Raw genomic sequence first — 20310 nt, forward strand, 5'->3', positions numbered from 1 at the left:
GGGTGTAAGCCTCCACCTTAGAGAAGTTTTACTTTATTTTAAAGACCGAGTAAGCTTCACAATTTCTTGGGCTAAAGCAGCTGCCGCTAAAAAATCTTTTTTCCGTTCGGCTTCCTGTCTTTTTTCTTCTTTTTCCCGGATCACTGACTTGTTTCGGTAATTGAGGATTTTCCTCGTATAATCCGACAGTTCTTCTTCCGATATTTCACGATCGTTATGCCCCATCACAATTTCCGATAAAATCTGGTTAAGAGCCTGATCATTCATTTTACCCATCAATTTGCTAATGGAAACATCTAAACCTTCTTCGTACATCGCATAAATATAAGCGGCTATTGCCCTGTGTTCATCGAGGTTAAAATCAAGCCCGATCCGATCAAGTACTTTTCTTATCATCTCCGGGTCATGAACCATGTGCGCCAAGAGAGTCCGCTCCGCATTTTCATAGGCAGGACGAATCCTCCAAGGCTTAGCTTTTGTTTGGGTAACAGCAGGCTTCGGAGCTGCCTCCTTTTTTTGAGCCTGTTGAGTATTATGATCATAAACAGATAATTGCTCTTGTAAAGAATCATATGAAAGCGAAAATTCATCTGAAAGCTGTTTGATATACACTTCTTTTTCAAGAGCCGTCGGCAGCCTGCTAATTTCCTTCAATACATTCTCTATATAGGAAATTCGTTCTCCCTCATCAGAGAGATTTTTCCCCTTTTTAAAGTATTGAAGCTTAAATGCCATAAACGAAACGCTTGCCCCTATTACATCAGTTTTAAATTTGTCGCCGCCAAATTTTCTGATGTAGTCATCAGGATCAAGATGATCAGGCATCATTGCAATTCTGACCTTGCAGTCTTTCTTTATTAATAGTTCAGCTGCTTTTTGCGCGGCCTCGAAACCTGCTCGATCTGAATCGTAACAAATGATGACTTCATTCGTATTCCTGCGTATCAACCGCGCATGCTCATCTGTGAGTGACGTTCCCATTGTAGCAATAGCTTCATTCACTCCGGATTTGACTGCGGATATGACATCTGCAAACCCTTCAAATAAAACAGCCCTTTCCTGTTTTCTGATATGTACTCGGGATTGATGAAAGTGATACAAAAGCTTGCTTTTATGAAATAAAGGAGACTCAGGACTGTTCATATACTTCGGCTGCTGATTATCCGCAAGTGACCTGCCGGAAAACGCCACTGTTTTTCCGTGATGGTCATGGATCGGAAATATGATTCGGTTCCTGAACCTGTCAAAGTAGCCGTCTCCTGACTCTTTTTTCACAAGCAATCCTGCTTTTGCCATCATTTCCGGGTCAAACCCCCGTTTTTCAAGGAACTTTGTCATGAAATCCCACGAGTTTAAAGAATACCCAATCTCAAACTTTTCGATATCTTCATTCGAAAAACCTCTGTCCTGAAGATAATCCAATGCTTCTTGGCCTTCCTTTGTATTCACCAGCAAATGATGGTAAAATTTCTTAGAAAGCTCGTGGGCTTCAATCATTTTCAGATTATCTGAACCTTCTTCTGATGTTGGGACGGCTGCGTGTGACACATCATCAGGAATATCAATGTGGTACTTTTCAGCAAGAACCAAAACAGCTTGCGGAAAGGAATACCCTTCCAGCTGCTTTAAAAATGAGAAAACATCACCACCCGCACCACAGCCAAAGCAATGAAAGATTTGCTTATCAGCTGAAACGGAAAAGGACGGGGTATTTTCTCCATGAAAAGGACACAGTCCAAAGTAATTCCGGCCCTGCTTTTTCAATTGCACATATTCACCAATCACTTCAACAATATCAGCTGACTTTTGGACACTGTTTATCGTTTCTTCAGGAATCATATTTGCCATTTAAAAACACTCCGTCGTACATAATTCGATATGAATTAAATAATTCCTTCATTATTCGACAAGATTTTTTGCAATCGGGCAGAAAAACGTTCACGATCCTCTTTAACAAGCTTTTTAGGGCCTTTCATGTGTACGCCCCGCCTGCGCTCCTTTTGAGAAAGATATCGTCTTTCTAATGCAAGGTCAATTGTTGATTCGTGATATAAACGGCCTCTTTCAGAAATAACTGTCGCATGTTTTCCCAGAAGCAAGGACGCGAGTCCGATATCTTGTGTGACCGCGATATCACCTGCACGTATATGGTTCAGGATAAATAGGTCAACAGCTTCTTTTTGAGGATCTACATATTTCCAGTTTTCATTTTCTGATGTTTGCTGATAATGAACATATGAAGCAACAAAGAGAATATTCGTGTGAAAGTTTGAGGCAACGAGCCGAATCTCATCTTTCACAGGACACGCATCTGCGTCCACAAAAATTGTCCTTTTCGCTTCATCAAGAAATTTAATTCTCCATCCCTCCATCAATCTCCTGCATTTCTCGTTATGCTTTTTGCAGACCGAAAAAAATCCTCCCATGTCGAAAGGTTTTATAAAGAGACTTCTTGACACGTTTTCCATACTAGTTTATTCGTTCATTGTCAAGCTTAAACCTAAATTCAATAATTTTATCACAATTTTTTATTATAATACAAAAGTTGATATTATGCTACATTTTTAACTCTTCCCTTTTTGCACAAATGAAAAACCCAGGTGGAAGCTCCTGAGCCTTTACGGATTTTTCTTCATCATACCTGCAATGATATTTGCCGTTTCTTCTACCGCCTTGTAAGAAACATCTACGACCTCACAGCCGATTCTCGTCACAATTTTTTCAAAATACTCTAATTCATCTTTGATTCTGTTCATATTCGCATAGATTGCTTTATCATTGAGCCCGAGAGATTTTAAACGTTCCCTGCGTATATTATTTAGCTTATCAGGGCTGATTTTTAAACCGATACATTTCGAAGGATCAACTTTATACAATTCTTCAGGGGGATCCACTTCCGGCACAATAGGAACGTTCGCTACTTTTATTCGCTTGTGTGCCAAATATTGCGATAAAGGGGTTTTAGATGTTCTCGATACACCTATTAAAACGATATCTGCTTTTAAAATGCCCCTCGGATCACGTCCATCATCGTATTTCACTGCAAATTCAATGGCTTCAACCTTTTTGAAATAGTCTTCATCCAATTGGCGGACTCTTCCTGGTTCATATTTAGCAGCGAGCCCGTAAGAGGATTCCATTTTATCAATTAACGGACCGATAATATCGTAATAAACGACATTTTCTTTTTCCGCTTCCGTGATTAAATACTCGCGCAGTTCAGGGACAACGAGAGTAAAGCATAGTATGCCCTTATCTGCTTTTGCAAGTGAAATAACTTCATTAATTGTCCCTTTGTCCTCAACATACGGAATTCTTCGAATATTTGTGTGATCAGATGATCCGTTGAACTGGCTTGCCGCAGCTTTGACAACCAATTCGGCAGTTTCCCCTACAGAGTCAGATACAACATAAATAATATGATTGCTCAATTCCCTTCCCCCTTGTTTCTACAGAATTTCATTTTCAGATAGGCTGACGAGCAATTTCGTCATATTGGTCTTCGTCACTCTGCCAATTACCTCTAATCCATTTTCTGTTTTCTTTACTACAGGCAGAGCGTCAATTTGTTTTTCGATCAAATTCTTGGCCACATCCATGATGAGATCTTCACGCTCACAGACGGTAATATTCGGCATTCTGGTCATAATAATGTGGACCGGGATCGCAGAAAGTTCCTGCTTCCCCATACTGGCTCTTAGCAAATCCTTGCGCGATAGGATACCGACAAGCGCAGCGCTTTTATTAACAACGAATAGGGTCCCGACATCTTCAAGAAACATCGTACAGATGGCGTCATAAACCGACACATTTTCATGAATGACGACAGGAATGGATTGAAATTCCTTCACCTTAAGTTTATTTAATTTATCGGCTAACAGCTGCACACCAGTTTTTCCTGTATAAAAATACCCTACCCTCGGCCTGGCTTCCAAAAAACCAGACATTGTAAGGATGGCAAGATCCGGCCGCAGGGTTGCCCGAGTTAAATGAAGCATGTCGGCAATATGCTCACCGGTTATCGGTCCATGCTCCTTTACGATCTGCAAAATATGTTCCTGTCTTTTATTTAATTCGATCGTTTTCACCGCCTTTTGCCACAGGGTCGACCCAGCATCTAAGTTCATTTTATCGCTCAGTAACAGGCAGCCTTGATTGAGAAGCCCGTAATAAAAAGAGTAGCAATCAGTCGGGGCAATTCAAACCCTATGATTGAAGGATCATTATATGATTTTCAAAAAAAATATGCCAGGCGATCTGAAGAAAGAAGATCGCCCGTTTCATACCGTTAAATGAAGTTCGCTCCGATCTATTTTACTATATTTTGATTCAAATTGGCAAAATACTTGTTCAATTTTTGCAAGATACGACTTTTTTTGAGGTTTCAAGACAAAAAGCTCCCGTCCCATTGTTTCAAAAAAACATTAGGACGGGAGCTTCCCTCAGTTTGATGAGCCAATTGCTATCACCAAACAGAAGTGTCCGCTTTTTGCGAGAGTCAATTATTGTTATCATTAAGCAATTTTTTCATTTCTCCCATTTGATCAATGAATCGTTTGGATTTGAAGAAAATGCCGGTGTATTCCTCATAATACAAGTCCAACACCGTTTTTAGCTCTTTTTTAGTCTCCGGCTTTAAAGAGATTTCTCCTAAACGCTCCAGATCAAAATAATAAAATAATCGCAAAAGCCTTGCCGTTGCTTGGGAAATAGGTACGTTGTATGAGTCTTTATGAAAACAACGATGACAAATAAAACCATTATCCCTTATCGAAAAATGAAAGGTTCCTTCTTTGCTCTTGCAATGAACACATTGATTGAGCTCCGGATACAAGCCCATAACACTCAGCATTTTCATTTCGACAATGTGGGTAATGATATCAGGATCATACTCATCATTTACTTTTTTTAAGCATTGCAAAAGAAGCTCGAATTGATAAGGATTTGGTTTTTTTTCTTCTGTACCTTTGTCCATCAGCTCAGAAATATAAGAGGCATACGCCGTTTTAAACAAGTCTTCACGTATACCTCTCATGCTATCAATCATTTCCGCCTGCTGAAGCATTCCCATTCCCGAGCTTTTTTGAAATAAAAAGTTAGCATAAATAAATGGCTGTGAAATGGAGGAAAGCCTGCTATTTGATTTTTTCGCTCCTCTAGCCATGACTGCAACCTTTCCAAGCTCTCTGGTCAGCAAGGTCACAATTTTGTTGGACTCACCATAATCATTTGATCGAATAACAATACCTTCACACTTTACAAGCATTTACGCGCACCTTCCAAAAGTGGGCGATCAAGATGTTATATCGGATAGTCAATTTCGGCCAGCTTATTATCAAGTCTTTCGGGCACTTCGGTTTTCTCCTTCTCCAGTTCTTTAAAAAGGAGATAGGTATCGACGTTACCTGTTTGCGAAAAAACAGTCCAGGTAAAATTCAACATTTTAACCCCGCCTTTCTTTTATTTAAACCAGCTTGATAGTCCAAAATCTTAATCTTATCTTGACCACACTTCCTTCAATTCATGTGAAACAATTATTGTTAAAAGAGCCTATTGCTGTCCAAGAAAAACATCTTAATACTCATCCTCATTAAAGCCAAAATCACGAAGCTGCGACATTTTGTTTCTCCAGTCCTTCTGTACCTTTACCCACAATTCAAGAAATACTTGTGAACCAAGCAGAAGCTCAATGTCTTTCCTTGCCCGTTTTCCAACTTCTTTCAGCAAAGCACCTCTTTTGCCAATAACAATTCCCTTTTGGGAGTCTCTTTCCACAACGATCGTGGCTTCAACATATACAGAACCGTTCTCTCTTCTTTTAATCAAATCAATAGCTACCGCTATGCTGTGTGGAATTTCTTCACGTGTAAGATGAAGCACTTTTTCACGGATCAATTCAGCAATAATAAATCGTTCCGGATGATCTGTGACCTGATCAGAAGGGTAATATTGGGGTCCTTCCGGCAGGGAGTCTTCAATCTGTTTCAGAAGAGTATCTACGTTGTTGCCTTCAAGCGCCGAGATTGGCACCACTTCTTTAAACGGATAGAGCCCGCGGTATTCATCAATAAGAGGAAGCAGCTGATCAGGGTGGACTCTGTCAATTTTATTAACAATTAAAAAAACAGGAGTCTTCGTGCGCTTCAGCCTCTCGATAATGAATTCATCTCCGCGTCCGTACCCTTCTTCCGCGTTTATCACGAATAAAATCAAGTCAACTTCTTTTAATGTATTCTCTGCCACTTTCATCATAAAGTCGCCCAGCTTATGTTTGGGCTTGTGTATACCTGGAGTGTCAATAAAAATGATTTGGGAATCTGCGGTTGTTCGAACACCCTGCACTTTATTTCTAGTCGTTTGCGGCTTATCACTCATAATCGCTATTTTTTGGCCAATTGCCTGGTTGATAAAGGTTGATTTTCCAACATTGGGTCTACCAATGATGGAAACAAATCCTGATTTATACTGAATGTCCATTTAAATCTCCCTGAGAAAATGCCCCTGGCAATAATTCTTGCACAGTCATTTCACTTCTATCACCATTTAAATTAGCCAATACGACTTTCATATCCGGCGGACAAAGCTCGGATATCACTTGCCTGCATGCTCCGCAGGGCGGGACAGGGCGAGCGGTGTCCGCGATTACCGCAAGCATTTGAAAAGATGTGTCCCCTTCTGAATAAGCTTTAAAAAGGGCTGTTCGTTCAGCGCAGTTGCATACTCCATACGCTGCATTTTCTATATTGCATCCTCTGTATACTTTTCCGTCATTTGTTAAAATAGCAGCTCCAACCTTGAATTTGGAGTATGGGACATAAGCGAATTGTCTTGCTTTTTCCGCTTCTAAAATTAAATCGTTAATGATCATCTTGCGACTCCCTTATACTAATGTAACACCGTTACACCTTTATTTTACAGGATAACGGTAATTTTTTCACGCCCATTTCAATAATTGCAAAGCATTTGTAAGAATTTTCTCACAAAAAGATTTTTGGTATGAAAATGAGTAAACCTATCATACACGATATAATTGCAAATACGCAAACTGCAGCGGCTGATGCATCTTTGGCCGCCTTGGCCAGCGGATGATGCTTTGGACTAACCATATCAACAATATGTTCAACAGCCGTATTCATTAATTCCAAAGCCAGCATTCCGCCAATCAAAATGAGTACAATAAGCCACTCATGAAAGGATATCTGATAAACAGCAGCAAAAATGATGACCACGCATGCTGCAACGGTATGGATTTGAAAATTCCTTTCAGATAATAACGTTTGGCGAATTCCTTCAAAGGCATATTTAAAACTATTCATAAGGCGGGTCCACTCATTATTATTCCTAGGTTCTTTTAAGCCCATATCTGTTTAACAATTCCTTTTGTTTTGTAAACATTTCCTCCTCTTGCTCTTTAGTCATGTGATCATATCCTAGCAAGTGAAGAAATCCGTGAATCGCTAAAAACCCTAATTCCCTTTCCACAGAATGCCCGTATTCTTCTGCCTGTTCATTAGCTTTTTCAATGCTGATAATAATATCTCCCAGCACCGGAGGCGTATCAGCACCGACAATCTTTATTTCTCCTTCACCTTCTTCTTCCATGGCAAAAGAGATAACGTCTGTCGGACTGTCTTTACTCCTGTACTGTTTGTTGATCTGCTGAATCTCTTCGTTTGTCATAATCGTAATGGAAACCTCCGATTCCGGTTCGGTACCTTCTTCCTCTGCGGCAAATTCAAGCAGCTTTTCAATGGCTTCAAGCTGGCCATCGCTTAAACGGCCGGTCGTGTCGGTTAAATCAATTATTAATGTCATGCTTGCTTCACCTTCTGTTTGACTGACTCCGGATATTCAATCCGGGAGTGGAATATTCCCTGTAACGTTTCACATAGCGTTTTCGCAATATTGTTAAGCTCTTTAAATGTTAAATCGCATTCGCTAAACTGATTATCCTGCAGTTTATCTGAGATAATCGCCCTGACCAGTTTTTCAATCCTGTCAGGGTTCGGATTGTGCATTGAGCGGACAGCCGCTTCTACGCTATCGGCAATCGAAATAATGGCAGCTTCCTTCGATTGCGGCTTAGGGCCTGGATAACGAAATTCTTCCTCCGTAATACGGTCACCTTTTTCTTTCGCTTTGTAAAAAAAGAACTTAAGCAGTGACGTTCCGTGATGCTGCTCGGCAATATCGACTAATTCTTTTGGCATTTTATGGTTCCTCAGCATATTTGCCCCGTCTACCGCATGGGAAATGATAATGTTTTTGCTAAGCTGTGGTGATAGTTTATCATGCGGATTATCGATGTTCATTTGATTTTCAATAAAATACTGAGGGCGTTTCGTTTTCCCGATATCATGGTAATACGCTCCCACTCTTGCAAGGAGACCGTTTGCCCCGACTGCTTCACACGCCGCCTCCGACAAATTGGCTACCATTACACTGTGGTGGTAGGTTCCAGGCGTTTCGGTAAGTATTTTCCGCAGCAAAGGGTGATTCGGATTGGAAAGTTCAATCAGCCTTATCGTTGAAAGCAAACCAAACCCTGTTTCAAAAAACGGCGTTAAACCAATCGCTAATACAGAAGAAGCAACACCTGAAAAGATACACATCACCGCATTTGTCCCAATTTCCCAGCCAGGCTGGGTCGTATTTTGAATAAACAAGAGGGCCGACATTACAAGAATATTAATAATCGAAACATATAAGCCGGTTTGCAATATTTTTGCTCTCGCATTATGCTTTCCTAAAAAGAGCACACCAGAAATCGAACTGATCAACAAGTAAATGCCTGCGACAAAGTTAAACACACCAGTAACCTCATCGTTAAACATAATGCTTCCGCAAATTGCAAAGATGATACTTGATAAAATCGCAATCTTCTCATCAAGCAAAAGTTTAATCAGCACACCACCCATTGCCACCGGCACGAGATAGGCGGTATTTCGGTAATCCATCTGTTGAAATAAACTGATTACTTCCATCAATAAAATCGTAATGACAAAGATTAATGAATATAATAATAAAGATTTATTTTTCTCAGTAATCGGTTTGTCCTGTTTTTGAAAATAGTACGCCATTACAGCAATGAATAAGCCAATCAGCAGCAATAGTCCAGTAACTGGCCTGTACAAATCAGATCCGTCCAAAAGACCGGCCAGCTGCAGCTTTCGATAGACTTCCCTGTCGATCAACTGGTTCTCTTCAACGAGAATCTGGCCTTGTTTGATTTGTACCGGTTGAACATTGTCAGCCGCGTCCTGCCTTTTTTGTTCCGTCCCTTTTGGATCGTATACATGGTTTGGAATAATGGCATACCTGCCGACAGTCACCGCAGCGTTCTGCAGCTCAGATGGAATAGAATAATTTTTTAATTCTTTGTTGACACTATTTTTGGCTTCTTCAATTTCCTCAATCGAAATTTCATTGCCCATGATCGAATTTACTGTCGTGATCACGTAATCCTTTACATTTTCCAGTTCCTCGTTGCTCGTATTGAGTAGCGACAATATGATATCGTCGGATAATGCATCATTAACATCCTTCGTCAGTTGCTTTTTAACCGAGTCAATAAGCGTTTTATCGTCTGGCGGAGAACCTTCGTTTTTACTCTTTTCATCACGCTCCGCCTTCACTTCGGCTATGCTTGAAAAAATAGAAGCTACCAGATCTACTTGGTTATCTGAGAAGTCTTTTCTCATCACATACTGATCTTTAACTTCATCAACTGCTTCCCTTTTTCTGTTTTCTGTAGCCTGCTCGTCTTCAACTGTTGATGGTGAGTATATCGTTTGGTCACTGACAGAAAAAAGATCCAGATCAAGGGTTTCTGGCCTTATATGGAAAAATAAAAGAAAAAACAACAAAGCTGCCAAAAAACCATACAGGATGTAATGCAAAAAACGAAAGTGTTTCATCCTGTTCAGCCTGCTGCTTTCCTTATTTTCATTTTTTTTCAAAAAAAGCACCTCCCTTTTTTGAAACTATCTTTACATTATGTAGGAAAAGACCCGATAAGCGGCAAATCGGGTCACTAGTTATTCTTCGTTTCATATGCTTCGATAATTTTCGCAACTAACGGATGTCTAACGACGTCGGTTGGGTCCAATTCCACAAATGGAATATCAGGAATATGCTTAAGCATTTCTCTCGCGACTTGAAGGCCGGATTTGATCCCTTTAGGTAAATCAACCTGGGTGATGTCGCCGGTAATGACCATTTTGGACTTAAAGCCCAAACGGGTTAAAAACATTTTCATTTGGGCTGGAGTCGTATTTTGCGCCTCGTCCAAAATGACAAAGGAATCATCAAGCGTTCTTCCCCTCATATACGCAAGAGGAGCAATTTCAATAACTCCCCTCTCCATCAGCCGTTCGGTATGGTCTGAGCCTAACACATCATGCAAAGCGTCGTACAGCGGCCTGAGATACGGATCCACTTTTTCCTTTAAATCTCCCGGTAAAAAGCCTAAGCTTTCACCGGCTTCTACAGCAGGCCTGGTTAAAATGATTCGTTTTACATGTCCATTCTTTAATTCATGAACAGCTTTTACTACTGCAAGATACGTCTTTCCCGTTCCGGCCGGCCCAATGCCGAATACCATATCATGCTCCTTCATCGCAGCAGCATACTTCCTCTGTCCGAGTGTTTTTACACGAATGCTTTTTCCTTTTGCATTTTTCGTAATTTCATCATCATACAAGCTTTCGAAATACGTAAGCTGGTCTGTTTTTGCCATTTTCATTGCATACACGATATCACGCTCTGAAAGATCGATGCCTTTTCGGATCAAGCGCAATAACGAGGATAACAGCCGGTCAACTATGACAGCTTGCTTCTCGGATCCGGAGACATAGACAGTTTCCCCTCTCGTAATGATGGAAACTCCCATTCCCTCCTCCATCAGCTTCAAGTATACGTCTTGATTGCCGAACAGAGCCATGGCTTCTTCCGTATTATCTAATTGCTCATTCATTTGAAGTAAGTGTTCTGTCATTCTTTAATCTCCCTGAACGATAGGTGTAGTTTTTACAATGTTTTCAATTACCTGGTACAGAATAATCAATTTTACTTTACCATTCTCGCTCGTTTGGTGCAAAACTTTTTCATCTATTACTTTACCATCAATTCCAATTTTTTTCTCAACATCTTTTTTTCCCATCTTTATTCCTTCTTCGATTGCTTGCTTCTCCGTATACGATCGCTTAGATGTTTCCGTTTCTCTAATCAGTTCTTTTTCATAGGACAACGGTAATTTGAATTGCAAAAAGTGCAGGGGATAGGTAAGTTTTTCGGTTTTTGATGCTCCCATTTCCTCGTCCGACAATGAAAAGCCCCAAAATGGAATCGATTGCGAGCCTGCGGCCAGCTTGTGCATCGTTTTTACTTTTCCCGTGTACACTTGAAAAGTTGTTTCAAGCGGGACAGTCACAGTAGATTTATACCACGTTTCTCCCAATATCTCTCCTTTTGCAGCAACCTTTTGTTTATTATCTTCGTAGCCAATAATTCCAGAGACAAGCTTTTGCCCCTTCCTGACGTGTTCATTCACCGTAACAAGCGGCACTCCCTTTTCGACGAACATATTGGTAATGACCGCCTTCTTTTTGGCTACTAAGTCTTGAGGGCTTACGTATTCCGGTTTCTCCGGTTCGTTTTTTTCAACGACCTTCATCTGTAAATCCGTACCATTTAACTCGACGCCAATCCATGTAATATTGCTGACGCGGTCAGTCAGCTCTTTTTGAATAATTTCCGGTGTAGGGGTCACAAATTGAAGTCTCCCGATTTTTATCCCAATCTCATTCAACTGCTTCCTGATCTCGTGTTCAGTTTCCGGCTTCGCTCCGGTGATGTGGATGCTCCATACCATGTTTGAAAGCAGAAACAGGATGAGAAAAAAACCAAAAAAACCAATGGCAAATCCGCTGTTGCGCATCGACTTCCGTATAAGAAAAGGAAGTCCTTTCCGTTTCGTAAAGCTGCATTTGCATTCAAAATTCCTAATGGCTCTCCTTAGGGCATATACATCAGAAAGCCTGATAAAAAACAGAACATGTCCATTTTTTCTCCGCACTTGATATAAAGGTATTTTTTTTCTCATACATTCATTTATAAACCTTTCAATCCCTGGACCTTTTACTTCCACTTGAACCGTCCCGGAAAAAAAAGAAAACCATTTATTCTTCATTGTTTTCCCCCCTCATCAGGATTCAATGTATTTGACTTGATCAATTTTGCCTTCAAGCAGAATCTCTTCAGGCAATATCGCTTTGATCACAAAATTCTTGCCATGAATAATACACTGTCCCTGCTTAAGCATAAGCCTGACTTCTTCCTCACTGAATAACAATAGCCCGCGATGGTTCTCTATGTATATATGAAGCCGTCCAATCATGGTGATTCTGGGCAGATCCATCATGACATCGGGGGGCATTTCTAACGTTTTGGTGATCCATGATCTCATTCGTTTATGCCATTTTTGCGCCATAAAAAAGAACCCCCTTTCAACTCATATGTATGACTTGAAAAGAGGTTCTAATACTTAATTTTTCTTACGGCTCTTCATTGTGTAGTGAGGATTTTTCGACCGGGGAGGCCCGAATGCTTCCCCGAGGATGAACCCTTGCACAACTGTATCCTTGTTCAATTGTAGTGCCTTACGAGCTACATTATCTGCTTTTGCCGCAGGCTGACGCTTGTGAGGTGACATGTCATTTCTAGTTTTGGTCAACCTGTCTTGGATTTCTTCTTTTTGCTTTTCATATTGATTTTGAATCGTAACAAGGTCTGCTGAATTATCTAATTCCTCTGGCAATGAAGCTTCACTTGAGTTCTCCCGATTTTCAGATGGCTGTTTCGGAGAAGGAGCCTGCTTGTTTGAATCTTTTTTGTTCTCTTTAAAAATCGCGTTGAATGCAGTCGTAATAATCCCGATAATTATGGCAATGACCAGCGGATTTGTAAGAAGTTCTCCGATCAAAGGTTTCACTCCTTTGTATTTGGGACATTATGATTTAGGATTGTCTTCTGAAGGATCATTAGTTATTTTCCCGAAAGAACCGCGCATTTCCGTGTCCGATTCAATATTTTTTAAATTCATATAATCCATAACGCCGATATTTCCTTCACGAAGTGCTTCTGACATGGCAAGCGGCACCTCAGCTTCTGCTTCCACGACTTTAGCACGCATTTCTTCAACACGGGCACGCATCTCTTGTTCTTGCGCAACAGCCATGGCCCGGCGTTCTTCCGCTTTTGCCTGGGCAATATTTTTGTCGGCTTCCGCTTGATCAGTTTGTAAAATAGCGCCGATGTTTTTGCCGATATCCACGTCCGCAATATCAATCGATAGAATTTCAAACGCCGTTCCTGAATCAAGCCCTTTCCCTAAAACGGTTTGCGAAATCATATCGGGATTTTCCAGCACTTTTTTATGGTCTACAGCTGAACCAATGGTTGATACAATGCCTTCACCAACCCGGGCGATAATCGTTTCTTCACCAGCTCCCCCGACGAGGCGGTCAATATTCGCCCGAACGGTAATTCTTGCTTTCGCTTTTACTTCGATCCCATTCATCGCTACCCCGGAAATAAACGGCGTTTCAATAACTTTCGGGTTAACGCTCATTTGCACTGCTTCAAGCACGTTTCTCCCGGCTAAATCAATCGCTGCGCATCTTGTAAACGATAGTTCAATATTTGCGCGTTGTGCTGCAATTAATGCATTTACAACTCGATCAACATTTCCGCCGGCCAAATAGTGGCTCTCGAGTTGGTTAGTTGTCACATCAACCCCGGCTTTATGCGCTTTGATTAAAGGGTTGACAACCCTGCCAGGTATGACGCGGCGAAGCCTCATTCCAACAAGTGTAAAGATACTGATCTTCACTCCGGCTGCCATTGCAGATATCCAGAGCATAACAGGCACAAACGTAAAGAAAATAGCTAAAACGATTATTCCTGCTGCTATTAATGCTAAAAATAATAAAGCTTGTGGATCCATTCTGTGGTCCTCCTTGTATGAATTAGATTTCTCTGACTACAATCCTCGAACCTTCTGTCTTCACAATTTTTACTTGTTTGTCTTTTGCGATAAAAGTACCTTCGCTAACGACATCAATTCTTTCATCATTCAAGACGATCGTTCCGGAAGGCCGGAGCGGGGTCAACGTAACACCAACTTTTCCAATCAGTTCGAGTCGGTTCTCATTAGAAATATAACCGCTTTCTGTATTAGTAGAGTCATTTAACACTAGCTTTTTAAAAAATTTCATATTTTTCCCCAACACCTTCGTAAATAGAATAGATGCTGCTGCGGCAACTGTGATCGCAATTGTTAAAGAAATCGACATGACCGCAATATTTCCTGATGCTAAAAACAAACTGATGATAACAGCACAAATTCCAAGTACACCAACTATTCCTCCTGGGACGATAAACTCTAATAAGATCATCACAATTCCCGCTATAAAAAGAAGAATCGTTTCTGTACCTGCCAGCCCCGCAATAAAATGACCGAAAAAAAACAGTACAAGAGAAGTGATCCCCAAGATTCCAGGAATCCCAAATCCGGGAGAAAATAACTCCATGATCAACCCGAGGCTGCCAATCGATAATAATATAGGAATAACTACCGGATGAGTCACGATTCTGGCAACACTCTCTGCAAAGCTCACCTTAATATCAGTTACCTTCGCATTTTCAAGATTAAGTTTCATCAAAAGCTCATCCAGATTGGCAGTGATTCCTTCTGTATATCCAACCTCCAATGCACGTTCAGAATTTAATGTCAGCAACTCTCCAGCTGGAGCCCCAACTTCGCTGGCATCAACATCCATATCAGCCATTGCCAGAGCATATTTAGGATCACGGCTGTTTTTTGAGGCTGCTTCCTCCATCTCGCTTAACCACAGTGACTCTACTTTTTTATCTGCAGCATTTCCTTCCATGTCAATCACAGCTGCGGCACCTATCATACCACCAGGTGCCATATAAAGATCATCAGCATTAAGCGCTAGATAAGCACCGGCAGAAAGTGCCCGCTTATTGACAAAAGCGGTTACAGGAATGTCGGTTGAATTGATAGTATCGGCCATTTCCAATGCTGCATCAACTGCGCCACCTGGAGTATTTATGTTCAGAATGATATGTGCTGCATTGTTTTCTTCCGCTTCTTTGAAGGATCTTTTGAGAAATTGAGAGAGGCCTTTCTCTACTGTATCTTCGATTGGAATGACATACACATTTTCAGAGGTGGATTTTGCGGTCACATGAACTCCTATACTTAAGACTAATACAAAACCATAGATAAGAGCAAGAGCAATCTTTTTTTTAACCATGTCCTAATATTACATCCTCCTCTCTTGCTGATATATCTGTATTACGGAAATAACAAACAATATGTTTCATTTTTTTATAATATGTAGTGCTGTAATTTTTCATTAAAAAAACATCTCCATAGGAGGAGATGCTTTTTTTGGCATTTGTTAAGAAAGCTGCTGCGATACGAGCTTGTTTACAAGCCCTCCATCAGCTTTTCCTTTCACCTTTGGCATAATGGCAGACATCACTTTGCCCATTTCTGCCTTCGAGCTTGCCCCGGTTTCAGAAATCGTTTCATTTACGATGCTAAGCAGCTCATCTTCAGAAAGCTGCTTTGGTAAATAAGCTTCTAAAATATCCAATTCATTTTGAACTTTATCTACTAAATCTGAACGATTTGCGTTTGAAAATTCTTGGAGGGAGTCTTTACGTTGCTTTACTTCACGAGAAAGGACGGTGAGTTCCTCTTCTTCAGATAACCCGTCTTTCTTAAGCTTAATTGCCTCATTTTGCAAGGAAGCCTTAACCATTCGAATGACAGAAAGTTTGTCTTTTTCACGGTTTCTCATATACAGCTTCATATCTTGATTTAATCGCTCAAGAAGAGACATAAATACACCCTCTTTTAGAATTTGCGTTTTCTTGCCGCTTCTGATTTTTTCTTGCGTTTTACGCTAGGTTTTTCATAGAATTCACGCTTTCTTGCTTCTTGCAATGTACCTGTCTTTGATACACTGCGTTTGAAGCGACGAAGAGCATCTTCAAGCGATTCGTTTTTTCTAACGACCGTTTTTGACATTCTCTTTCCCTCCCTCCGAATACACCAATCGACTGCTATAAAATTATACATGCAATCACGTACCTTGACATTATAATATATGCTACCTCCTTGGTCAACTGAGTGAGCTTTACTCATTTTTTTGGTCTAAAAAGTTAGGACGTGTTTGTATAGTAATGGTGGGAGGTTTTAGACAACCAATGATGCTTATAGTATTTTTTATTTCACTGATTGTTTTGTTCTTATGGGGAATGTACTTAATTCGAAAGGGGCTTGCAGCGCTTACCTCTGAAAAAATTGAGAAGAGCCTGCTGCTATTTACTGACCACCCATTAAAAGCATTTTTAATAAGTATCTTATTTACCGGAGTACTGCAAAGCAGCTCAGCATTTATGGTTATCGCAATAGGGTTAGTGAGTGCTGGTGCGCTAACGTTTAAGCAGGCCATTCCGATGGTACTGGGGACAAATGTCGGCTCTACTTTTACGACACAATTTTTAGCCGTCCGGCTGGAATATTTGATTCTTCCGTTGATTCTTTTTGGGGTATTGCTTGTGATCACCGGCAACCAAAAGTTTAAATCCTTAGGAACGAGTTTTCTTGGCTTAGGACTTATTTTTTTATGCATTGACAGCTTCTCTGCTCTCGCAGGACCGATTTCAAAAAACGAGCTCGGGGCTCTGATGATTCAGATTTCCAATGAAAGCATTTGGCATTCATTTTTTTTCGGAGCGATTTTCACGGCCATTATTCATTCCAGCTCTGTCTGTATCAGTGTCATTATGGGACTCATGAATGGAGGTGTTTTCCAGTTGATTAACGCTTTTGCCGTCGTACTTGGCTCAAACGTCGGCACATGCATCACAGCCGTAATGGCATCAGCGCGAGGAGGGCAAGCAGCGCGGCAAACATCGCTTACCCATGTACTGTTTAACGTTGCCGGTGTATTGCTCGCTTTTCCATTTTTGCCGCAATTCCTTCAATCCATTTATTTCCTCTCATCAAATCCAGCCCAGCAGATCGCCCATTTCAGCTTATTGTTTAATCTGTTTACTGCTTTGATAGTCTTGCCATTTACAGGGTATATCCATCGGGTCGTGGCATTTATTGTAAAATGAAGTTTTTTTGCGGGGGCTTACAGCGCAAACACATTCTTAATAATGATAACTCAGGAATACAATTTAATTTGGTTGAAAGATTTTTTTTGAGGTTTATTTTTTAATGACGTGATTCTGCATCTTTTCCGGCGATCTTTTCATTATTTCGGCTATCCCGCGACGATTTTTCAAAAAAGCCGCCCTCCATTTTGGAGCGGGCGGCTTCCATCTTAATAATCTGTTTCTGCGAGCTCGTCATTGACGATTGAAACGCCAGCGCTTGCTCCGATTCGTGTCGCCCCAGCAGAGATCATCAGAACAGCACCTTCTTTATCCCTTACTCCTCCAGATGCTTTCACACCGATTTCTGGTCCTACTGTTTGGCGCATCAGCTTAATATCTTCTTCTGTAGCCCCTCCAGTGGAAAAACCGGTTGACGTTTTTACAAAATCAGCACCGGCGCGAACGGCAAGCTCGCAGGCCAGCTTTTTCTCTTCATCGGTCAAAAGGCTTGTTTCTATAATAACCTTTATAAGCGCTTTTCCTTTTGCTGCTTCGACCACAGCTTTAATGTCTTGCTCAACAAGCTCCGTGTTGCTGTCTTTTAATGCGCCGATATTAATGACCATATCGACTTCATCGGCGCCATTTTTGATCGCATCCGACGTTTCAAAAGCCTTTACAGCGCTTGTTGTTGCGCCGAGCGGAAAGCCAATTACCGTACAAACCTTTGCTTCAGAGTTTTTTAATAATTCACTTGCATAGGATACCCACGTTGGATTTACGCAAACTGAAGCAAAATTATATTCACTCGCCTCTTGGCAGAGTTTTTCAATTTGCTGCTTTGATGTATCAGGCTTCAATGCCGTATGATCGATCATATAAGCGATTTCTGTTGACATTAGAGTTTCCCTCCTGCTTTTTCCGCACAAAAGTGAGTTCGTAATCTAAACGAATTGTCTTGAATATTTAAGACGACAGGCGTACATTATCAAGTGCTTCATTCTTAATCGTCGTAACGAACTGGCCTTGATTATACGGATATCCAGCCTTGAGTATTTTTACTTTCACCAATTCTCCAATAAGATTTTCATTGCCTTCGAAAACTACTTTCATGTAATTGTCTGTGTACCCAACATAAAGATTTTCAGTTTCCGATTCTTTAAACCGTTCTTCTGGGATCACTTCCAATACTTCTCCTTCATATCGAGAGGCATACTGTTTCGCCAATTGGTCAGAAAGCTCGATTAATCGATGAACCCGTTCGTTTTTCACTTGTTCATCTACTTGGTTTTCCATTCTAGCGGCAGGAGTGCCTGTGCGTTTGCTGTACGGAAAAACATGAAGCTCAGAAAATTGATGATCCTTCACAAATTGATAGGTTTCTATAAATTCTTCCTCTGTTTCACCAGGAAATCCTACGATGACGTCAGATGTCACAGCAAGCCCAGGCAATGCTGCTTTCAATTTAACCAAACGTTCAGCAAAAAATTCCATCGTGTATTTTCTTCTCATACGTTTTAGTACACTATTTGATCCAGATTGCAGCGGAATGTGTAAATGTCTAACGATTTTATCAGATTGATCCAGAACCTCGATGACTTCATCCGTAATCTGGCTGGCTTCAATTGATGAAATTCGAATCCGTTTTAAGCCGGTCACACGCGTGTCTAGTTCTTTGAGAAGCTTTGCAAAATTATAATCCTTCATGTCTTCTCCGTATCCACCGGTGTGAATACCAGTCAGAACGATTTCTTTATAGCCCGCATCGACAAGCTGCTGTGCTTGGCGAATGACCTCTTCCGGGTCGCGTGATCGAAGAAGGCCGCGTGCCCATGGGATAATACAGAAAGTACAGAAATTATTACAGCCTTCCTGGATTTTCAATGATGCACGAGTGCGATCTGTAAAAGCAGGCACCTCTAGCTCTTCATAAACTCTTGTTCTCATGATGTTAGTAACGCCGTTTATCGGTTGTCTTTCTTCACGATACTGCTTAATATAATCAAGCATTTTTTTCCTGTCTTGCGTACCGACTACGATATCTACGCCAGGAATTGCCATGATTTCAGCAGGAGACGTTTGCGCGTAACAGCCTGTTACACAAATAACGGCGTCAGGGTTTTTTCGGATCGCTCTTCTAATAACCTGCCGGCTTTTTTTATCTCCCGTATTCGTCACTGTGCAAGTATTAATCACGTACACATCTGCCGTTTGTTCATATTCTTTACGTTCGTACCCGGCTTCTTTAAAAAGCTGCCATATGGCTTCTGTTTCATAATGGTTGACTTTACAGCCAAGGGTATGAAATGCAACTGTTGACATTATTGTTCACCTCTAGCTAACTCAGTATGGTAGGATATGGCAGATAAAGCGTAAAGCGGTGCCGTCTCTGCTCGTAAAATTCTTGGTCCAAGACCGCAGACAACAGCTCCTTTTTCTTTAAGCGCTTTGATTTCTTCCGAATCAAATCCGCCTTCCGGACCAAAAAGAAATAAAATCGAAGAATCTGATGACGAGCGTTTTAATACTTGATAAAATTCGCTTGCCTCTCCTTCTTTGGAAGACTCTTCATATGCAACGATACAAGTATCAAACTCATCCATCCTGTTCAACAGGACGTTAAATGAAAGTAAAGGCTCCACATGAGGAATGAGGCTGCGATAGGATTGTTCAGCTGCCTCTTTCACTATTTTTTTCCATCGCTCGAGCTTTTTAACAGCTTTTTTTTCATCCAGCTTCACTATAGATCTCTTTGATTGAAAAGAGAGAAAAGAACAAGCGCCTAGCTCAGTGCCTTTTTGCAGCACTAATTCATACTTATCGCCCTTCAAAAGGCCGCTGGCAATATTTACACGCAGCGGGAGCTCTCTCGACTTTCCGGTCCATTCCTCGACTTTGCAATCTATTCTCTCATGGAATATGGCTTCAATCAAACAGACCGCCTCGAAACCATCTTTTGTCATGCAGATCACATGATCCCCCGGCTGCATTCTCATAACATGCGATATGTGATGGACGTCCTCGCCTGTTATCGAAATTAGCTCTGCAGAATTTACCTGTTCCTTTTTCTGTTCAATAAAATACCGCTGCATACGTAAGCGACTTCCT

23 protein-coding genes are annotated in these 20310 nt (G+C 41.0%); 1 reads left to right on the forward strand and 22 read right to left on the reverse strand.

Annotated elements, in window-relative coordinates; genetic code table 11:
* Positions 1-33: 33 nt before the first annotated feature.
* The 19 genes from dnaG to rpsU all read right to left on the reverse strand — a co-directional run bounded on the left by dnaG (position 34) and on the right by rpsU (position 16123).
* Entirely contained in the window at positions 34-1848 is a 1815-nt protein-coding gene (dnaG, locus tag JOC74_RS05850) for a DNA primase (RefSeq protein WP_211086074.1), read from the reverse strand.
* Positions 1849-1883: 35 nt separating this feature from the next.
* On the reverse strand, positions 1884-2372 hold the full coding sequence (locus JOC74_RS05855; RefSeq protein ID WP_053603418.1) for a YaiI/YqxD family protein: 489 nt from the start codon (positions 2370-2372) through the stop codon (positions 1884-1886).
* A gap of 246 nt (positions 2373-2618) precedes the next feature.
* Positions 2619-3431 carry a pyruvate, water dikinase regulatory protein gene (locus JOC74_RS05860; RefSeq protein ID WP_053603419.1) on the reverse strand — a complete coding sequence of 271 codons (813 nt, stop codon included), beginning with the start codon at positions 3429-3431 and terminating at the stop codon, positions 2619-2621.
* 18 nt (positions 3432-3449) lie between these two features.
* Positions 3450-4088, reverse strand: a complete 639-nt coding sequence (gene ccpN, locus JOC74_RS05865) for a transcriptional regulator CcpN (RefSeq protein ID WP_098945301.1) — start codon at positions 4086-4088, stop codon at positions 3450-3452.
* Positions 4089-4498: 410 nt separating this feature from the next.
* Positions 4499-5266 carry a DNA repair protein RecO gene (gene recO / locus JOC74_RS05870; RefSeq protein WP_053603421.1) on the reverse strand — a complete coding sequence of 256 codons (768 nt, stop codon included), beginning with the start codon at positions 5264-5266 and terminating at the stop codon, positions 4499-4501.
* Positions 5267-5301: 35 nt separating this feature from the next.
* On the reverse strand, positions 5302-5442 hold the full coding sequence (locus JOC74_RS05875; protein WP_082363881.1) for a YqzL family protein: 141 nt from the start codon (positions 5440-5442) through the stop codon (positions 5302-5304).
* Between the two features lie 132 nt (positions 5443-5574).
* Positions 5575-6477, reverse strand: coding sequence for a GTPase Era (gene era / locus JOC74_RS05880; RefSeq protein WP_053603422.1), 903 nt, complete (start codon positions 6475-6477; stop codon positions 5575-5577).
* The gene (locus JOC74_RS05885) at positions 6461-6868 is read right to left on the reverse strand and encodes a cytidine deaminase (RefSeq protein WP_053603423.1); all 408 of its coding nucleotides are present in this window, start codon (positions 6866-6868) and stop codon (positions 6461-6463) included. The genes era and JOC74_RS05885 overlap by 17 nt, the downstream gene beginning before the upstream one ends.
* 109 nt (positions 6869-6977) lie before the next feature.
* Entirely contained in the window at positions 6978-7361 is a 384-nt protein-coding gene (locus JOC74_RS05890) for a diacylglycerol kinase family protein (RefSeq protein WP_053603424.1), read from the reverse strand.
* The gene (ybeY, locus tag JOC74_RS05895) at positions 7342-7815 is read right to left on the reverse strand and encodes an rRNA maturation RNase YbeY (protein ID WP_053603425.1); all 474 of its coding nucleotides are present in this window, start codon (positions 7813-7815) and stop codon (positions 7342-7344) included. Before ybeY ends, JOC74_RS05890 begins: the two co-directional genes overlap by 20 nt.
* Positions 7812-9959 (reverse strand): HD family phosphohydrolase, encoded by a 2148-nt coding sequence (locus tag JOC74_RS05900; protein ID WP_053603426.1) that lies wholly within the window; start codon positions 9957-9959, stop codon positions 7812-7814. The genes ybeY and JOC74_RS05900 overlap by 4 nt, the downstream gene beginning before the upstream one ends.
* A gap of 74 nt (positions 9960-10033) precedes the next feature.
* On the reverse strand, positions 10034-10996 hold the full coding sequence (locus JOC74_RS05905) for a PhoH family protein (RefSeq protein ID WP_053603427.1): 963 nt from the start codon (positions 10994-10996) through the stop codon (positions 10034-10036).
* Between the two features lie 3 nt (positions 10997-10999).
* A complete protein-coding gene (gene yqfD, locus JOC74_RS05910; RefSeq protein WP_053603428.1) occupies positions 11000-12190 on the reverse strand; it encodes a sporulation protein YqfD in 1191 nt (396 codons plus the stop codon).
* Between the two features lie 15 nt (positions 12191-12205).
* A complete protein-coding gene (gene yqfC, locus JOC74_RS05915; RefSeq protein ID WP_053603429.1) occupies positions 12206-12490 on the reverse strand; it encodes a sporulation protein YqfC in 285 nt (94 codons plus the stop codon).
* Positions 12491-12544: 54 nt separating this feature from the next.
* Entirely contained in the window at positions 12545-12982 is a 438-nt protein-coding gene (locus JOC74_RS05920) for a YqfB family membrane protein (protein WP_053603430.1), read from the reverse strand.
* A gap of 27 nt (positions 12983-13009) precedes the next feature.
* Positions 13010-14005, reverse strand: coding sequence for a flotillin-like protein FloA (floA, locus tag JOC74_RS05925; protein WP_053603431.1), 996 nt, complete (start codon positions 14003-14005; stop codon positions 13010-13012).
* A 22-nt stretch (positions 14006-14027) separates the two neighbouring features.
* A complete protein-coding gene (locus JOC74_RS05930) occupies positions 14028-15341 on the reverse strand; it encodes an NfeD family protein (RefSeq protein ID WP_053603432.1) in 1314 nt (437 codons plus the stop codon).
* Positions 15342-15488: 147 nt separating this feature from the next.
* Entirely contained in the window at positions 15489-15935 is a 447-nt protein-coding gene (locus JOC74_RS05935; protein WP_053603433.1) for a GatB/YqeY domain-containing protein, read from the reverse strand.
* Positions 15936-15949: 14 nt separating this feature from the next.
* Positions 15950-16123: a 30S ribosomal protein S21 gene (gene rpsU, locus JOC74_RS05940; RefSeq protein ID WP_003152957.1), complete on the reverse strand. Its 174-nt coding sequence runs from the start codon at positions 16121-16123 to the stop codon at positions 15950-15952.
* A gap of 179 nt (positions 16124-16302) precedes the next feature.
* Here rpsU and JOC74_RS05945 point away from each other — a divergent pair, with 179 nt between their 5' ends.
* A complete protein-coding gene (locus JOC74_RS05945) occupies positions 16303-17220 on the forward strand; it encodes a Na/Pi symporter (protein WP_053603434.1) in 918 nt (305 codons plus the stop codon).
* 209 nt (positions 17221-17429) lie between these two features.
* Here the strand turns inward: JOC74_RS05945 and deoC are convergent, their stop codons facing one another.
* The 3 genes from deoC to JOC74_RS05960 all read right to left on the reverse strand — a co-directional run bounded on the left by deoC (position 17430) and on the right by JOC74_RS05960 (position 20294).
* The gene (gene deoC, locus JOC74_RS05950; protein ID WP_053603435.1) at positions 17430-18101 is read right to left on the reverse strand and encodes a deoxyribose-phosphate aldolase; all 672 of its coding nucleotides are present in this window, start codon (positions 18099-18101) and stop codon (positions 17430-17432) included.
* Between the two features lie 67 nt (positions 18102-18168).
* The gene (gene mtaB / locus JOC74_RS05955; RefSeq protein ID WP_053603436.1) at positions 18169-19524 is read right to left on the reverse strand and encodes a tRNA (N(6)-L-threonylcarbamoyladenosine(37)-C(2))-methylthiotransferase MtaB; all 1356 of its coding nucleotides are present in this window, start codon (positions 19522-19524) and stop codon (positions 18169-18171) included.
* Positions 19524-20294, reverse strand: a complete 771-nt coding sequence (locus tag JOC74_RS05960) for a 16S rRNA (uracil(1498)-N(3))-methyltransferase (protein ID WP_053603437.1) — start codon at positions 20292-20294, stop codon at positions 19524-19526. The genes mtaB and JOC74_RS05960 overlap by 1 nt, the downstream gene beginning before the upstream one ends.
* Positions 20295-20310 lie beyond the last annotated feature (16 nt).

The organism is Bacillus capparidis (assembly GCF_017832095.1).
Taxonomy (GTDB): domain Bacteria; phylum Bacillota; class Bacilli; order Bacillales; family Bacillaceae; genus Bacillus; species Bacillus gobiensis.

Excerpts from the sequence above, each read along its gene's own strand:
- dnaG (WP_211086074.1), bottom strand. The coding sequence starts at position 1,848 with ATGGCAAATATGATTCCTGAAGAAACGATAAACAGTGTCCAAAAGTCA.
- recO (WP_053603421.1), bottom strand. The coding sequence starts at position 5,266 with ATGCTTGTAAAGTGTGAAGGTATTGTTATTCGATCAAATGATTATGGT.
- yqfD (WP_053603428.1), bottom strand. The coding sequence starts at position 12,190 with ATGAAGAATAAATGGTTTTCTTTTTTTTCCGGGACGGTTCAAGTGGAA.
- deoC (WP_053603435.1), bottom strand. The coding sequence starts at position 18,101 with ATGTCAACAGAAATCGCTTATATGATCGATCATACGGCATTGAAGCCT.
- JOC74_RS05875 (WP_082363881.1), bottom strand. The coding sequence starts at position 5,442 with ATGTTGAATTTTACCTGGACTGTTTTTTCGCAAACAGGTAACGTCGAT.
- JOC74_RS05935 (WP_053603433.1), bottom strand. The coding sequence starts at position 15,935 with ATGTCTCTTCTTGAGCGATTAAATCAAGATATGAAGCTGTATATGAGA.
- ybeY (WP_053603425.1), bottom strand. The coding sequence starts at position 7,815 with ATGACATTAATAATTGATTTAACCGACACGACCGGCCGTTTAAGCGAT.
- era (WP_053603422.1), bottom strand. The coding sequence starts at position 6,477 with ATGGACATTCAGTATAAATCAGGATTTGTTTCCATCATTGGTAGACCC.
- JOC74_RS05885 (WP_053603423.1), bottom strand. The coding sequence starts at position 6,868 with ATGATCATTAACGATTTAATTTTAGAAGCGGAAAAAGCAAGACAATTC.
- JOC74_RS05905 (WP_053603427.1), bottom strand. The coding sequence starts at position 10,996 with ATGACAGAACACTTACTTCAAATGAATGAGCAATTAGATAATACGGAA.
- floA (WP_053603431.1), bottom strand. The coding sequence starts at position 14,005 with ATGGATCCACAAGCTTTATTATTTTTAGCATTAATAGCAGCAGGAATA.
- mtaB (WP_053603436.1), bottom strand. The coding sequence starts at position 19,524 with ATGTCAACAGTTGCATTTCATACCCTTGGCTGTAAAGTCAACCATTAT.
- JOC74_RS05890 (WP_053603424.1), bottom strand. The coding sequence starts at position 7,361 with ATGGGCTTAAAAGAACCTAGGAATAATAATGAGTGGACCCGCCTTATG.
- rpsU (WP_003152957.1), bottom strand. The coding sequence starts at position 16,123 with ATGTCAAAAACGGTCGTTAGAAAAAACGAATCGCTTGAAGATGCTCTT.
- JOC74_RS05930 (WP_053603432.1), bottom strand. The coding sequence starts at position 15,341 with ATGGTTAAAAAAAAGATTGCTCTTGCTCTTATCTATGGTTTTGTATTA.
- JOC74_RS05945 (WP_053603434.1), top strand. The coding sequence starts at position 16,303 with ATGATGCTTATAGTATTTTTTATTTCACTGATTGTTTTGTTCTTATGG.
- JOC74_RS05855 (WP_053603418.1), bottom strand. The coding sequence starts at position 2,372 with ATGGAGGGATGGAGAATTAAATTTCTTGATGAAGCGAAAAGGACAATT.
- yqfC (WP_053603429.1), bottom strand. The coding sequence starts at position 12,490 with ATGGCGCAAAAATGGCATAAACGAATGAGATCATGGATCACCAAAACG.
- JOC74_RS05960 (WP_053603437.1), bottom strand. The coding sequence starts at position 20,294 with ATGCAGCGGTATTTTATTGAACAGAAAAAGGAACAGGTAAATTCTGCA.